The 13,931-nt window shown below is 64.2% G+C and carries 15 protein-coding genes; 4 read left to right on the top strand and 11 right to left on the bottom strand.

From position 1 onward, the window contains the following. Positions 1-6: 6 nt before the first annotated feature. From A5688_RS24375 to A5688_RS24360, 4 genes are read right to left on the bottom strand one after another with little or no spacing between them, the layout of a single operon-like run. Positions 7-297: a cytochrome C oxidase subunit IV family protein gene (locus tag A5688_RS24375; RefSeq protein WP_067907535.1), complete on the bottom strand. Its 291-nt coding sequence runs from the start codon at positions 295-297 to the stop codon at positions 7-9. Positions 298-300: 3 nt separating this feature from the next. Beyond that, positions 301-888 carry a cytochrome c oxidase subunit 3 family protein gene (locus tag A5688_RS24370; protein WP_067907538.1) on the bottom strand — a complete coding sequence of 196 codons (588 nt, stop codon included), beginning with the start codon at positions 886-888 and terminating at the stop codon, positions 301-303. Then, positions 885-1,700 (bottom strand): hypothetical protein, encoded by an 816-nt coding sequence (locus A5688_RS24365; RefSeq protein WP_067907541.1) that lies wholly within the window; start codon positions 1,698-1,700, stop codon positions 885-887. Before A5688_RS24365 ends, A5688_RS24370 begins: the two co-directional genes overlap by 4 nt. Then, a complete protein-coding gene (locus tag A5688_RS24360) occupies positions 1,697-2,482 on the bottom strand; it encodes a hypothetical protein (protein WP_067907544.1) in 786 nt (261 codons plus the stop codon). Before A5688_RS24360 ends, A5688_RS24365 begins: the two co-directional genes overlap by 4 nt. A gap of 102 nt (positions 2,483-2,584) precedes the next feature. On the opposite strand from A5688_RS24360, the gene A5688_RS24355 reads away from it, so the two are divergent. Beyond that, the gene (locus tag A5688_RS24355; RefSeq protein WP_067907547.1) at positions 2,585-3,187 is read left to right on the top strand and encodes a TetR/AcrR family transcriptional regulator; all 603 of its coding nucleotides are present in this window, start codon (positions 2,585-2,587) and stop codon (positions 3,185-3,187) included. 9 nt (positions 3,188-3,196) lie between these two features. On the opposite strand, the gene A5688_RS24350 is transcribed toward A5688_RS24355, so the two are convergent. Then, positions 3,197-3,586 (bottom strand): hypothetical protein, encoded by a 390-nt coding sequence (locus tag A5688_RS24350; protein WP_067832320.1) that lies wholly within the window; start codon positions 3,584-3,586, stop codon positions 3,197-3,199. Between the two features lie 211 nt (positions 3,587-3,797). Here A5688_RS24350 and A5688_RS24345 point away from each other — a divergent pair, with 211 nt between their 5' ends. The 3 genes from A5688_RS24345 (at position 3,798) to A5688_RS24335 (ending at position 5,889) form a co-directional block, all read left to right on the top strand. Next, on the top strand, positions 3,798-4,598 hold the full coding sequence (locus A5688_RS24345) for a hypothetical protein (protein WP_067907563.1): 801 nt from the start codon (positions 3,798-3,800) through the stop codon (positions 4,596-4,598). Then, positions 4,595-5,236: a hypothetical protein gene (locus A5688_RS24340; protein WP_067832318.1), complete on the top strand. Its 642-nt coding sequence runs from the start codon at positions 4,595-4,597 to the stop codon at positions 5,234-5,236. The genes A5688_RS24345 and A5688_RS24340 overlap by 4 nt, the downstream gene beginning before the upstream one ends. Positions 5,237-5,367: 131 nt before the next feature. Further along, positions 5,368-5,889, top strand: coding sequence for a hypothetical protein (locus A5688_RS24335; protein ID WP_067832316.1), 522 nt, complete (start codon positions 5,368-5,370; stop codon positions 5,887-5,889). 57 nt (positions 5,890-5,946) lie between these two features. On the opposite strand, the gene A5688_RS24330 is transcribed toward A5688_RS24335, so the two are convergent. Genes A5688_RS24330 through A5688_RS24305 form a run of 6 tightly spaced genes read right to left on the bottom strand, consistent with a single transcriptional unit; the run spans position 5,947 to position 13,928 of the window. Next, a complete protein-coding gene (locus tag A5688_RS24330; RefSeq protein WP_067832314.1) occupies positions 5,947-7,764 on the bottom strand; it encodes an MCE family protein in 1,818 nt (605 codons plus the stop codon). Continuing rightward, entirely contained in the window at positions 7,765-9,117 is a 1,353-nt protein-coding gene (locus A5688_RS24325) for an MCE family protein (RefSeq protein WP_067832313.1), read from the bottom strand. Continuing rightward, entirely contained in the window at positions 9,114-10,532 is a 1,419-nt protein-coding gene (locus A5688_RS24320; RefSeq protein WP_067832311.1) for an MCE family protein, read from the bottom strand. The genes A5688_RS24325 and A5688_RS24320 overlap by 4 nt, the downstream gene beginning before the upstream one ends. Continuing rightward, positions 10,529-11,647 (bottom strand): MCE family protein, encoded by a 1,119-nt coding sequence (locus A5688_RS24315; protein WP_067832389.1) that lies wholly within the window; start codon positions 11,645-11,647, stop codon positions 10,529-10,531. Before A5688_RS24315 ends, A5688_RS24320 begins: the two co-directional genes overlap by 4 nt. Further along, positions 11,647-12,669, bottom strand: a complete 1,023-nt coding sequence (locus A5688_RS24310; protein ID WP_067832310.1) for an MCE family protein — start codon at positions 12,667-12,669, stop codon at positions 11,647-11,649. The genes A5688_RS24315 and A5688_RS24310 overlap by 1 nt, the downstream gene beginning before the upstream one ends. Continuing rightward, complete coding sequence (locus A5688_RS24305; protein WP_067832308.1) at positions 12,666-13,928, bottom strand: MCE family protein; 1,263 nt, start codon at positions 13,926-13,928, stop codon at positions 12,666-12,668. Before A5688_RS24305 ends, A5688_RS24310 begins: the two co-directional genes overlap by 4 nt. Between the last annotated feature and the right edge of the window lie 3 nt (positions 13,929-13,931).

Here is a 13,931-nt window from a genome sequence, read left to right as displayed (position 1 = left end):
CGAGCGCTACCGGACCTGCATGCCGACGAAGTAGCAGCCGAGTAACACGGCGCCGATCAGCACCACCCACGCGTCGGTGAGCCGGCACAGCAGGACCGGGGCGGCTCGAACCTCCATGAACTCGCGAAAGATAATGCGCACCTTGACTAGTGCGATGACGATGACGCTCGACGTGACCACCGCGCTGGATTTCAGCGCACCGGCTTGACCCCCTGCGGAGTGGTCTATCCACAGATAGCCCAGCGTCAGCGCGGCCAGGGTCACCCAGACAACCAGCAGTCTCTTGTTGAATTTCACTGCTCACCTCACCACGTAGAGCAGCGCAAAGATGAGCACCCAAAGGAAATCGACGGTGTGCCAATACGTTGCGCCGGTTTCGACAAGTTCCTGGGAGCTCTGAGATCTGGGCACCGGACTGCGGAGTTGGTAGACGATGACGCCGAGGACGACGAAGCCGATCAGCAGGTGCACGAAGTGGATTCCGGTGAGAAAGAAGTAGTACATGAAGAAGTCGTTGCTGTCCACGCCGTTTCCCGCGTGCACCAACCGGGCCCACTCAAACACCTTGAGGAAAAGGAACACAACGGCGAGCGCTGCCGTGATGAAGACATCCCTGAGAGCCGCCCGATAGGCGCCGGCGCGCGCCGACTGGACACACCGCGCCACCGACCACGAGCTGAGCAATAGGACCAGCGTATTGAAGACTCCGACCCGCAGGTCGAGGTGCGCCTGCGACTGCAGGAAGAGGTCGGGATTGCGGCCCCGCGAAAACAGGTAGAAGCCGAAATAGGCTGTGAAGACCAGGGTCTCGAACAAAACGAAGGCCCACATGTCGGGTTGGCCCGGCACCGCCCTGACGCGTCCGCGCTTGTCGGCCATGCCGGTCACTGCGCAACCGCCTTCCTGCGCGGCGGGACCGGCAGCTCGCCGGTCCCGAAGTCTTCGCGGCGGATCATCTGAAACAGCATGACGATGAAGGTGACTTGGTAGATGCCGAACACGACCATGTCCAGCCACCAGGCGATCTCGCCATCCCACGCGAACACGCCGCGCCGGAAGATCCAGCAGGGCGCGACGACGACCTCGGTCAGCGCATTGCACAGGTTGAGATAGCCGAACCATTTGGGGAACACGCGATTCTTGTCGAGCAGGATCGCCACCATCCAGATCAGCGAGCCGATCAGGAACACTCCCATGGTCCCGTCAAAGGACAGGAAGGCGAAGTCATAGAGCCAACCGATCAGCCGGGGGTCGCGGTCCGGTCGCATTGTGCCGACGATCAGCGCGATGTTGAGTAGCAGCATGCCGGGAACCGCGCTGAGCGAGTAGATGAGCAGATACGAGTAGGCGAACGCGCGGCTGACGGACATGCGCCGCATGGAATACGCGATGAGGGCGTTGTTGGTGGCGATCAAGCCGCTGATGGCGAAGATGATGCCGAAACCAACCGGTATCCCCAGGTGGCGTTCGGAGAACCAGTGCACCTGCGTGGCGAGGTCCCAGGTGGGTTCCGGCGGGGGCTGGACTTGTGCCACGATGAAGAACATCGGGAAGAACAGGTTGTAGAAGAACAGCAGTGCCGCCCAGGCCAGCCAGAGCTCGCGCTTGGGGCCGCGCCATAGGTGCCACCCGATCCGACGATACAACGGCCCCGACGGGGGCGTGGTCGGCGCAGTCGGTGGGGTGATCACCGCGCTCATGCGGCGATCACTTCTTCTGCACGCCTTTGGTTTTCGGCCCGCTCCCGGTAGATGGACTGCCCCAGCACGACGCCCATCACGACGATCCAGACCGCGATGGCGACGTTCTTCACCCAGAACGACAGGAAGCCGTCCCACGCCAGCGGGCCGGTCAACGAGACTCCGACAAAAGCCGCGGGTACCAGAGCGGCCGCCACCACGAGGTTGAAGTGGGCCACCCAACGACTGAATACCCGGCGCGGTTGATCGTCGAAATAGATTGCCACGGCCAGGATCACGCTTTGCCCGATCAGGAACGGCACCAAGATGGTGAAGGTCATCCAGCCGAGATCGTTGAGCAGTTGGGTCAACTCGGGGCTGCGCTCCGGGCGAAAGGCGGCCAGCAGCCAGCAGACGTTGGCGATAAGAAACAGCGTCGGGCCGCCGGCCGCGCACCCCAGCATCGCGTAGGAGAAGATCGGCGTCCGGTGCGCCATGCGGCGGATCTGCAGCACGATCAGGGCCAGGATCGGCACGAGGCACACCCCGAACCAGTTGAACAGGATCATGCTGGAACGGATCTGAGGAATGTGCGACGGATCGCGGTAGAAGGCTGCTACCTGCTCCGCGGGCATGGTGGGAGACATCGGCGGGTTGAATCCCGGGAACAGGAAGAAGGACGCGATCCACAAGATCAGCGCCGCCGGCAGCGTCCAGAGCAGGATCAGCTCGCCGTCGGTCCGCCGCGGCGCGGTTCGCGCGGATTGGCGACCGCCTGCCTCGTTTCCACCGACGTCGGACATCGGTACTCCTTCCCCGCACGAAAAGCGCCGCCAGAACTCGGCTAGTGAGCGAAGCTAGCCGATCGGCTAGCCACGGTCAATAGCGTGGTCTAGTCTCGGTGCGTGGGAACAGCACGACAGCCGGTCACCGGTGGGCAATTCTGGCTGATCGAGCACAGCGCTGCCCGGACCCGGGTACTCGATGCCGCGTTGGACCTGTTCGCCACACACGGTGTCAGCGGTACGTCGCTGCAGATGATCGCCGACGCCGTCGGCATTACGAAAGCTGCTGTCTACCATCAATTTCGGACCAAAGAGCAGATCGTCATCGCCGTGACCGAGCGCGAACTCGGCCGGCTCGAGCCGGCGCTCGAGGCGGCCGAAGCGTACGACGACGGGCCTCAAGCACGAGATGCGTTGTTAGTGGGCGTGGTTGAGATGGCCGTGCGCGACCGCCGGTTGGTGCGCACGCTGCAATTCGATCCGGTTGTCGTCCGGCTGCTGGCCGAGCACAAGCCATTTCAGGTTTTCATGGACCGCTTGTATCAGGTCCTGCTGAGCGATGCGGGCCTAGACGGGCGGATCGAAGCCGCCATGTTCTCCGGCGCGCTCAGCACCGCGGTCATGCATCCGCTGGTTGCCGACATCGATGACGACACGTTGCTCGAACGGGTTACCGATTTGAGCCGGCGCCTGCTCGGTCTGCCCCGGGAGGCCCCTAAGTGAACAGTGCGGCTACGTGTCGGCGCGGACCCAGCTCGATATGCCGTCGTGAGCAATACAAATCAGGAACAGACCGTCAGGCGCCTGCGCGACGTAGTTCAGATAGTTCTGGCAGTCGGCATTCTCGTCCTTGACCCCCGCCATCGGAGGCGAGCGGAACCATCGCGGCTGGTATCGCCTCGGCGAGCCGCAGAACATCAGCCGTCCGGGCTCCGAGGCGAAGGAAACGTATCCGTCGGCGACACCGAAGGCGTAGTACGTGGTGTTGTCACACGGCGCACCCAGGACCTGATGGGGCATGATGCCCGGGGTGCAGGCGGGGTAGTCGCAGACGGTCGGCCCGGCCGTGGCTGGCGGCGCCGCCACCACACCGGCGCCAAGCAACGCGGCAACCAGAGCCACGATTGATCGCACCCGATTACTCTGCCACACCTGGAAGGAAAATTCTCCTGGTTGGAGAACATCACCTCGACCGACCGGTAGCAGGCGCCGGGCCATCCCGAACGCCTCTCGACCGCGTCCCCGGCGAGCGGGTATTTCCGCATGTTAGGGGCACTGAGGCGGCCGTCCGGTGAGGCGTTGAGCTTAGGTCGGAGTGATAAGCTGCTTCTCCGTGCACGATCCGGAGGGGCCCGACGCCGACGATTGTGGTGACCCCAGGGATGTGACCGATCCCAACGAGCCACAGTCAAGCCCAGGAGCCGACAGCGGCGACGTAGCGGCCGCGTCAAAAGGGGACCAGGAAGACGAAGTTGCCAAGGCTGAAGCGCGCGCCGAGGCGGCTCGGGCACGCCTGGAAAGCCTGCGCAGGGTAGCCGATACGGGGGACGTGGAGGACAACGACCAGGGCGTCGAGCAGCGACACGCGACGTCGGCCCGAAGACGGCTTCGTTTGCCGCGGCGTCCCAGGCGGCCACGGTGGCTCCGGCGCCCAAGGCGGAAGACTGTAGCCGCCGGCATCGGCATCGTGCTCTTCTCCACTTCTGTCGCCGCGAGCGGCTACATGCTGTGGCAGCACCACGCCGCAGTGCATAATCGCCAACTCGCCGCGGAGTTCAGTGCGGCCGCCAGGCAAGGGATCACGGCTTTCATGTCGATTGACCCCGAGCATGCCAAGGAGAGCGTCCAGCGCACCATCGATGCCTCCACGGGCGACCAGAAGGACCAGCTATCCGTGCTGTCGACCCTGATGGTCCAGAAAGCCGAGGAGACCAAGGTCGGCACCAAGGTCACCATCGAAGGCGTCGCCGTCCAGTCGTTCAGCGACAATTCGGGAGTCGTGCTTGTGGCGGCGAAAACCGATCCCATTGGGCCGGATAACGCCAAACCGCCACCGGCCTTGTTTCGGCTCAGCGTCAATATGGACCGTGACGGCGGCCAGCTCAAGATGTCGAAAGTTGATTTCCTGCGATGACTGTCGAACCTGGCTCGTCGCTGGACGGCACCGAAAAGGCGATTGACGGCGCCCAGACTTCACCCGTGGACGAGGACGGGAAGCCACCCGGCGGCGACGGATCGGCACGCTTGCGCCGACTGGCAGCGATTCGGCGCTGGGGCCGCCACTATTCGGCTAGGTGGCGTTCGATCGTCGCGACAACGTTGGTTGTTGCCGCAGTGGGAGTCGCTGCCGGCGTGTACTTCATCCTGTACCGGCCGGATCAGCAGGTCGGCGACGCGGCGAGGCACCGGGCGATCCAGGCGGCGTCAGATGGCGCCGTTGCGGTGTTGTCGTATTCCTACGACCATTTGAACCGCGATTTCAGCAACGCGAAAGCACATCTCACCGGCGGCCTTCTGACCTATTACAGCAAATTCAGCGACGATGTCGTCGCGCCGACCGCGCAGAAGGGTCAACTGACCGCGTCCGCCAAGGTGATTCGGGCCGCAGTCTCGGAATTGCATCCCGATTCGGCCGTCGTGCTGGTTTTCGTCGACCAGATCACGAAAAGCGTGCACAAGAAGGATCCCGAGAACACGCAGAGCAGCGTCCTGGTCACGCTGTCAAAAGTCAACGGCTCCTGGCTGATCGCGAAATTCGACCCAGCCGGATGAGCGCGGCAGATCTTGTCCTAACCGTTAACCGGCGGCCCGAAGCGGTGTAACGTCATCGCTCGAGAGCGCCGCAACCGACGGCGAAAAGGTGCCGTAGGCACTCTCGGATTCCGCGGTTCGAGGAGCACCTGATGCGTTCAGCCAAAACACTCACCACCGCAACGCTGGTGGCTGCCCTTGCATTCGGCGGTTTGAGCACTGCATCCACGGCCCAGGCGATAACCAAGGAAGACGTGGCGATCAACGGGACTTTCCGCGTCACGTCCATTGGGGATTGGGCCCAGAGAAATGACCAGTACTTCGGCGAACCGACGGTCTACCAAACGTGGACGATCAGTTCGACGTGCGAGTCGACCATGGAATGCCATGGCACGGTGGCGAGCGACCAAGGCTGGAGCGCTCCCCTCTATATGAAAGATGGGGAGATGTGGAAGGTGAGGCGCGAAGTACCGAACTGGGAGCGGTGTGAGGACGGTACCGCGTTCCCCGGGATACAGACCTTCTTTTTCTACCCGGTGAACGACAATGGTGGATTCCAGGTCGGGTCGCGAGTCCTCTCGGGCAAGGACAAGACGGTCGGCCCGAGCGGTGCCTGCGGGCAAAACAATTGGCTTGATATAGCGATGCCGTTACGCCTTGACCAGCTCTCCTAATGGGGCGGTCGTAGCTTCATTTACCCACCCCTCGGGTTGCTTCGCCGCAGGGTGAATTCAGGTGGGAAGCATGTCCTTCCAGGTCTTGGGCGCTTTCGGAGCAACGAGATCCGACTGCTGGTACAGCTTTCCGTCCGGACCGACATAACGACCAGTGCGCGGATCGTACTTTGCCACCACGACTGACGGCGCGGGCTTTGATGCGTTGCTTCCAAACGAGCTTGGAGCGGCCTGAGGTCCTCCGCCGCCAGCCGTGTCGGCCGGTGCGGGATTGGCCGGTGCCGAGTTGGCCGGTGCCGGGTTGGCCGGTGCGGGGTTGGCCGGTGCGGGGTCGGCCGAACCAGGGTCGGGAGAAAAAACCGGTGCCGGTGGCGCGGCGGGTGGCCGGGGAAGTTCGCCCGCCGCAGGGACGTCGAGTGGCGCGATGGGCGGCAGGTCCGCCGACATTCTGGACATGGGTAGCGACGGGCCCGACGACGGCATCGGCGGAACTGCGGCGCCCACCGTGCCCGGCAGCGGATTTTCTCCGCGCGGCCCCGCGGGGGCGCCGCGCGGCACCGCCCCCGGCGGCAGCGGCGTGCCCTCAACCGGGCCGAAAATCCTGTCGTTGGTGGTAATCCGGTCATCGGGCGGGACACCCTGGGCTAACAGATTGGGATCCAGCGGATAGGGTCCCAGGGTGTGCTGGCGCATCGCCAGCGGCATGTACGGCTTGTCGCTGTTGCAGATTTCGACGGTCGGCGCGCGCTTACCCGGGTGACCCATGCAGGGATAGTTGCGGGCACCGCGAACCGCGATCGGTGAGTCCTGCGGGAGTTTGCAATACAACCCATCCGGTGTGTCGATGTCGGTGAGGTCGTCCGGGGATCGCCAGGTATTGGGTGGCATGAAGCCGACCGTACAAATAGGTGGATCGTCGACCGTGGCGGCGAAGTCGCCGTAAGCCCTACCGTCGGGATGGTTTTCACCCTGAGCGGCCTCTTCGATCGCGACCCCCGACGGCAGCAACACCAGTAGCTGCTCGATCGAGGGGTGGTAGGTGACGCCGATCTGCCCGATGGTCGTCAGGTTGGCAAGCAACACCGGCAGCGTCGGTTTGATCTGTTCGAGAAGCCGGGATGCTTCGTTCGCAGTATCGGGACCGGTCTGCAGGATCGTACGGAAGTGAGAATCGTTGTTCACCAACGTATCCGAAATGCCCGCGAAGCTACGTGCCCACGTCCTGATCGAATCGGTGGTGCGCGCCTGGGTGTCCAGCAGCGGCCCGGTGTCTTCAGTGAGGGCTCGCGTGCGATCGACGACGCCGTTGGCGTCGCGGGACAACGTCTTTGTGGAGTCGATCAGTGATCCCAGGTCGTAACCGGTGCCGTTGAAGCCCTGGAAGGACTCATCGAGCAATTGGCCGAGTTTGGTCTTCGGGATGCTCTGGACCAAGGCATTGACCTGCTCGAGCATTGGGGCGACCGGCTGCGGAATTGTCGTGTCGCGCACGGCGATTACCGAGCCGTCGTGCAGGTAGGGCGGCGAATCGGTTTTGGGCTGCAGGTCCACGTACTGTTCACCCACCGCGGAGACACTGAGCACCGCGGCTGTCAGGTTGGCAGGGACCTTGGGTGAAGTGCTCAGCGACAGCGTCGCTTTCGCGCCGGTCGGCGTCAAACCCACGGCGGTGACCTTGCCGAGCTGAACCCCACGATAGGTCACGTTGGAAAACCGGTACAGGCCGCCGGTGGCCGGCAGCTCCAGCGTCACCGTCATCCGGCCGATGCCCAGCAGCGTCGGCGCTTGGATGTAGAACAGGACCATTGAGATCACGCCGATGGTTCCGGCGATCGTGAAGATCGCCAACTGGATACGAACGAAGCGCGTCAGCATCTATCCACCGGCTCCCGTTCCAGGCGCCTCCGCGGGCGCCGGCGTCTGACCGAGACCCGCGTCGGGCATCGGGGCCGCATCGGGCGGGGGCCCGGGCAGCGGGGCGGCACCGGGCGGCGGCCCGGGCAGCGGAGCCGCAGCCGGTGCGGGCCCGGGCAGCGGTCCATAATTCCCCGGTCCCGGTGCCGGTACCGCACCCGGCGGTGGTGGGGGCAGCGGCAACGCGTTGGGATCGATCCACGGTGGCCTCAGCGGGTTGTGTAGCGGATCGAGTGTGTAATTCATGCGATACGGGTCCCCGGGCACCGGCGGCACGGGCATATCCAGTTGCCCCCAGTGGGTTCCCAGTAACAAGCCCTTCTTGAGCCGTGGAATCGTCAGGTCGAAATCGAAATGCAGGTTGAAGAAGTCGCCTCGGACGGCTCGGTCGACGAAGTTCTGGGTGAACGGGAACACGAACGACGCCGCGACCGCCGCGCCGAAGTCCGGTCCGACATCGGCGAGCGCTTTGATGGTCGGCTCGAGGTTCTTGAGGTTCTGGACCAGGTCCGCCTGGGCGTCGTTGACCAGCCGGGTGGCGGTGTTGCTGAACACGCGAAGGTGGTCCAGGGCGGCCGTCAGACGAGGCCGCTCCTTGATCAACACCTCGAGCGCCGGGGGTATCTTGCGCAGCGCATCGGTGAGAACGTCGCGTTGGTCGGCGAAAGTGGCCGACAGCCGATTCAGCGCCTGGATGGAGGCGACGATGTCGTCCCGCTGGTCGTCCAGAGTTCCGACGAACGTGTCCAGGCGGGTGATCAGATCACGCACCGCACCCTCGTGCCCGGACAGGGCGGCCGAGAAATTGTGGATGACCTCACCGATCTGTCCCAGTCCACCGCCGTTGACGACCGCGCCCAGCGACGACAGCGTCTGCTCGGTCGACGGGTAGGCCGATGACCGGCTGAGCGGGATGGTGGCGCCCGGCTGCAGCCGTCCGCTTCCCTGCTGGCCCAGCGGCGTATTGAGCTCTACATGCATCGAGCCCAGCAGGCTGGTCTGACCGACGGTGGCTACCACGTTGGCCGGAACGACCACATCACGCTTGACCGAGATCTCGACGTCGGCGTGCCAGCCTTGCACCCGCATCGCACCCACACTGCCGACGACTACGTCGTCGATCATCACCGGCGAATTCGACTCCATCGTGCCGACATTCGGGAGTTCGACGTGGTAGATGTTGGCCCCCGGCCCGCGTCCGACCGCACCGGGCAGCGGTAGTGAATTCAGGCCGTGGAATGCGCATCCGGTCGACGTCAACACCACGCAACAGCCGACGGCGAACACTCGGCGAGCGACCACCCGGGCGATCATTGTTGTGCCCCGTCTGCCGGCAACAACATGCCCGAGGTGCTGGGCGCCGGTGGTGGTGGCACCGGTGTCGACGGTGGCGGAGGCAGCGGCATCGCCGCGCCAGGTATCCGCTCCGGCGGCACCGCCCCCGGGGGTCCCACCGGATCACCCGGCAGACCGGTGTAGGCCGAGACTGCGGGCGGGATCTCGGGTGCCGCGGGTTTCGGGCCCTCGCCGCCGGGCGCCAGGCGCGGTTCGGTGTAAAGAACCCGAGACGGGTCAATCGACTTCGATATGAACGGGTTGATCGGAATCGGCGAGTTGTTCCAGCTGGTCTGCCGCAATCCGGGACCGAGGAACAGGGAGCACAGCTTGCCCGATTCGACCGCGGTGATGTTCTCGATGGCGCCGATTTGCGTGCAGCCCGGAGTGGACAGCAGAACCTGGCCGCCCCATGTGGGGTTCGCCATATTCATCAGCCCGAATCCTCCCACGATGGTTCCGGTGTCGGCGTTGTAGTCGTTGAAGAAGTTGCCGAACGCGTTCGGCGCGGCATGCAGGATGTTTTCCAGCGCCATGTGGTGATCGACCAGGTTCTGCGTGACATCGGCCAACCGGGCGATCTGCTCGCTGGTCTGGTTGCGAGTCCCCGCGATGAATCGCCGCACCTCGCCGACCGCCGTCGACAGGTCGGTCAGCGCCGCGTCCAGGTCGGATTTGCTGTCGTTGACCACGCTGGTAAGTGTCGCCAAACGACCGTTGAACTGCTCGATCTGCACGTTGCTGTCCCGCAGCGCAGCGACGAAGGTCTGCAGGTTTTTGATGATGTCGACGATGTTGCCGCTGCCGTTGGCGAGGATCCGTCCCACGCCCGACAGTTGGCCGAGTGTTTGCCGCAGCTTGTCGCCGTTGCCGTCGAGCGCATTGGCGGCGCTGTCGATGAACCGGCCCACCGACGTGCCCGATACCCCGCTCTTGGGTCCCAGATCCGTTGCCAGGCGCATCAACTGGGTTTTGACCTCGTCCCACTCGACCGGCACTGCGGTCCGTTCGATCGGGATAACCGCACCGTCGTGCATCACCGGCCCGGTGTCGCGATAGGCCGGCGTGAGTTGGACGTAGCGAGAGGCCACCAGGTTCGGGGCGACGATAACCGCCTTCGCGTCCGCCGGGATGGGCACGTCGTGGTCGACCGTGAGGACCATCTTGGCCTGAGTGCCTTGCGGCTGAATGGATTTGATGTTGCCGACTTTGACACCCGAAACCCGCACCTCGTCATGGGGATAGATCGCGGTGGCGGTGGTGAAGTAGGCGGTGATCGTCCGTGGGCCGAAGAACGTGTTACGAACGACCACGGCGGCGCCGGCAACGATCAGCCCGACCAGGACAACCGCCGTCACGGCCGCCAGCCGCTTGCGCGGGATCCGGGAGGTCATTGCGATCCTCCGATCCGTCCGCCCAACGTGCAGCCGGGGCACAGTGGAATCGAGTTGTACGGCCAGGGCGTAAGTGCCCGAGGTACCGGCGACGGGAAGCCGGGACCCTTGGAAGTGTCGAAGGTGCGGAATCCCCAGAGGTAGTCGACCAGCTCCTGGAAGAGTTGCGGGATAAGGAAGTTCGGGGCGAACGCCTGGTAGGCGTACATACCCGAGATGGCCTCACCGACCGTGATCTGGAATTTGGCGAGACCCGGCAGCGCTTTGCCGATGTTGTCGCGGTTCTTCTCCAGCACCCCGGTCACCCGATTCAGCCGCTCCAGCGTCGGGGCCAATGTGGCTTCGTTCTCGTGCACCAACGCCGTCAGCTGCTTGGCCACCACGGACGTGTTGGCCAGCAGGTCCACGATCTCTTGCCGGCGTGCGACCAGCACTTGCAGCAGGGAATCGGAGTTGAGGATCAGCTTGTTGACCTGCATGCTGCGTTCGGAAAGTATGCCGGTGACGTCGCTGGCACTCTTGAAAAGTTCGCCCAGGTTCTTGTTGCGGCTGTTGAGGGTTCGTGACAGCCGGGTAAGCGCGTCGAAGGCCGGCCCCATTTGGGGAGCGATCTGGTCGAGCGTCGACGCCAGCGTGTCCAACGATTGATTCAGCGCCGTGGTGTTGGTGCCGGCCGTGTCCGACGTCAGGTCGCTGACCGCTTCGGTCAACGAATACGGCGAGGACGTGCGCGAGACGGGGATGAGACTCATCGGGTGCATCGTGCCGGTGCCGGCGGACTCGACCGTCAGCATCCGTTCGCCCAGCAGCGTGCCCGTGCGGATGTGCGCGGAAGTCTCCGAGCCGAGCAGGATATTGCCCTTCATCGCGAACGTCACCAGCGCGTCGCCGTGGCTCAGTTTCACATCCGACACCGTGCCGACCTTCATCCCCGACACGATTACGGGGTTGCCTGTCGCAAGGCCGCCGGCTTCGGTAAACAGCGCCTGGTAGCGCACCATCGTCGCCCATTGGATGAATCGGTCGGGCGACAGGCCGACCAGGATGACCATCACCGCCAGGATGACGCCGATGAGTCCGGGCTTGACGAGCTGAGCTCCGCGATACTTGAGCATCAGGGTTCCGTGCACCTTCCTGCATCTGACCTGAAGATATTGGCGCGCACGGTCTTGCCGTTGAGATCCGTGCCGCGGAGCCCGAACTGGCAGATGTAGTACGGGATGGTGGCGCCGTTCACGCCGAGCCGCACCAGCTTGCGGTAGTTCTGTGGCGCCTTCTGGAGTGCGGCGTCGAGGCGGTCCTTGTCGCCATCGAGTATCGGCGCCAGCCGATTCAGCTGAGCTATGGTGCCGGACAGCGGCGGGCGGGCCTCGGCCAGCAGATCCGCCAGCGAGGCGGTTCCCTTGTCCAGTGCGTCAATGGCCGATCCGATGGTGTCGCGGTCGTTCGACAGGCCGCTGACAAGCTGCTCGAGGCGGTCGATCGCGCCGGAGAACTGTTTGCCGTCCTTGGAAACCGTGCCGATCACGATGTTGAGGTTGTCGATCAGTTGCTGCACGGTTTGATCGTTGTCGGCCAAGGCGTTCGAGAACGATGTCGTCTTGGCGAACAGCGAGTCGAGCGTCCCGCCCTGGCCCTGGAAGACCTGCAGCAAACCCGACGTCAGGGCGTTGACGTCGCGCGCATTCAGGCCCTGGGTAACGGGTTTCAGTCCGCCCAGCAGCAGATCGAGGTCAAGGGCCGGCGCGGTGCGGTTGACGGGAATCTGACCGCCGGCCGGCAGATGCTTGGGCGAGCCCGGACCATCGACGAGTTCGAGGTAGCGATCGCCCACCAGGTTCAGGTAGCGGACTGCCGCCCTGGTGCCCTCGGTGAGAACGACGCTGCGGTCGGCGTCGAACTTCACCACGACTTTTTTGTCCGGCTGCAGCGAAACGCTGTTCACCGTGCCCACCCGGATCCCGGCGACCCGCACCGACTGGCCCGTCTTCAGACGCGACACGTCGGTGAACACCGCCGAATACTCGGTCGTCGCACCCGTGCGGTACTGGCCGAAGATGAAGAACAAGAAGGCGGTCAGCATCGCCATCACGACCGCGAAGATGCCGAACTTGATCAGCGTGGCGCGCGTTCTCATCCGGGTTGTCCGATCTGAGCTGGGTTGCGTGGCGGGCCGGCGATCGGTCCGTACAACAGTTGCTTTAACCCGTCGAAGTTGAGCAGAAGCTGCGGGTTTCCGTAGTTCACCGGGTTGGCGCCGGTGTCGGTAATCAATTGCGGCGGGGCCGTATTGAACGGCAGCTTCGGCAGACCCACGCACTGCGGGCCGCCCGTCGCCGCAACCTTGGGCAAGTTCGTCGGGTACCGATAGCGTTCGGCGCCCCAGGTGAGACTCGCCGAGATGTTGATGCTCGGTTCCGACAACGGCGCCCCGTGCGATATCTGTACGAGCCCGCCGAAAGCACAGGTAAGCGCTGGGTTGTACTCGTTGGTCAGATCGGTGGTCGGCACCAGCAGGTGCAACACGTTCGTCAGCGGTTGGCGGTTCGTCGACAAGACGTCGTTACCGATGTCGGCCAAGCCGATCGCGCTGATCAGCAACGCATCCAGGTTGTGCTGCTCATCCACAAGGGTCTTGCTGATCCGGGTCGCGTTGGAGGCCGTCTTCACCAGGTCGGGTGCAGCGTCGGCATAGGCGTTGGACACCACCGGTAAGACCGCGAGGTCATGTCGGAACGCGGGAAGGCTCGGCTCCAGCCTGGCCAGAAACGAATCCAGGTCGCTCAGGGACTGACCGAGCTGTGGGCCCCGACCACTGAACGCTTGTGCCAGCGCACCCAGCGACTCGTTGAGCTTCGGCGGATCGATATGACTCAGGACCGACACCAATTGCTGGAACACCGTGTTGATTTCGACCATGACGTGCTGGCCCTGCAGAGTCTGGCCGCTGTGTAGCCGCTGCGCCGAGGGCTGGTCAGGCTCGACCAGTTCGACGGATTTTGCGCCGAACACCGTCGATGACGCGATATTCACGAGCACGTTGCCGGGGATGAAGTGCAACTGCGAGGGGTCCATTGCCAAGTGGATGGCCGCTTGGCCGTTGGGCAGCGATTGGATCGAGGCGACCTTGCCAACCTGCACGCCGCGCATCTTGACCTTGGCATCCGGGTTCATGACCAGGCCCGCGCGTTGCGAAATCACGGTCACCGGCACGGTTTCGGTGAAGGAGCCCTGGAACAGCCCCACCGCCACGGCGAAAATCACGCCGATGATGACGACGGTGGTCAGCCCGAGCAGGGGCGGCAGATAATTCCGCCCGGCCGGCGGTCGCGCATGGCCGGTGCGCGCGGGTCGGCCGCCGACCGCGCCGCGACCCGCTGGCACACTCTGCGTCACTGC

Source organism: Mycobacterium mantenii (assembly GCF_001667865.1).
GTDB lineage: Bacteria > Actinomycetota > Actinomycetes > Mycobacteriales > Mycobacteriaceae > Mycobacterium > Mycobacterium mantenii_A.
The sequence above is the reverse complement of the archived record's forward strand: the minus strand, read 5'-3'. Positions and strand labels throughout refer to the sequence as shown.

What these genes read in the sequence shown, in the direction of transcription:
- A5688_RS24365 (WP_067907541.1), bottom strand. Translation starts at nt 1,700, where the DNA reads ATGAGCGCGGTGATCACCCCACCGACTGCGCCGACCACGCCCCCGTCG.
- A5688_RS24360 (WP_067907544.1), bottom strand. Translation starts at nt 2,482, where the DNA reads ATGTCCGACGTCGGTGGAAACGAGGCAGGCGGTCGCCAATCCGCGCGA.
- A5688_RS24340 (WP_067832318.1), top strand. Translation starts at nt 4,595, where the DNA reads ATGACTGTCGAACCTGGCTCGTCGCTGGACGGCACCGAAAAGGCGATT.
- A5688_RS24335 (WP_067832316.1), top strand. Translation starts at nt 5,368, where the DNA reads ATGCGTTCAGCCAAAACACTCACCACCGCAACGCTGGTGGCTGCCCTT.
- A5688_RS24330 (WP_067832314.1), bottom strand. Translation starts at nt 7,764, where the DNA reads ATGCTGACGCGCTTCGTTCGTATCCAGTTGGCGATCTTCACGATCGCC.
- A5688_RS24325 (WP_067832313.1), bottom strand. Translation starts at nt 9,117, where the DNA reads ATGATCGCCCGGGTGGTCGCTCGCCGAGTGTTCGCCGTCGGCTGTTGC.
- A5688_RS24320 (WP_067832311.1), bottom strand. Translation starts at nt 10,532, where the DNA reads ATGACCTCCCGGATCCCGCGCAAGCGGCTGGCGGCCGTGACGGCGGTT.
- A5688_RS24315 (WP_067832389.1), bottom strand. Translation starts at nt 11,647, where the DNA reads ATGCTCAAGTATCGCGGAGCTCAGCTCGTCAAGCCCGGACTCATCGGC.
- A5688_RS24310 (WP_067832310.1), bottom strand. Translation starts at nt 12,669, where the DNA reads ATGAGAACGCGCGCCACGCTGATCAAGTTCGGCATCTTCGCGGTCGTG.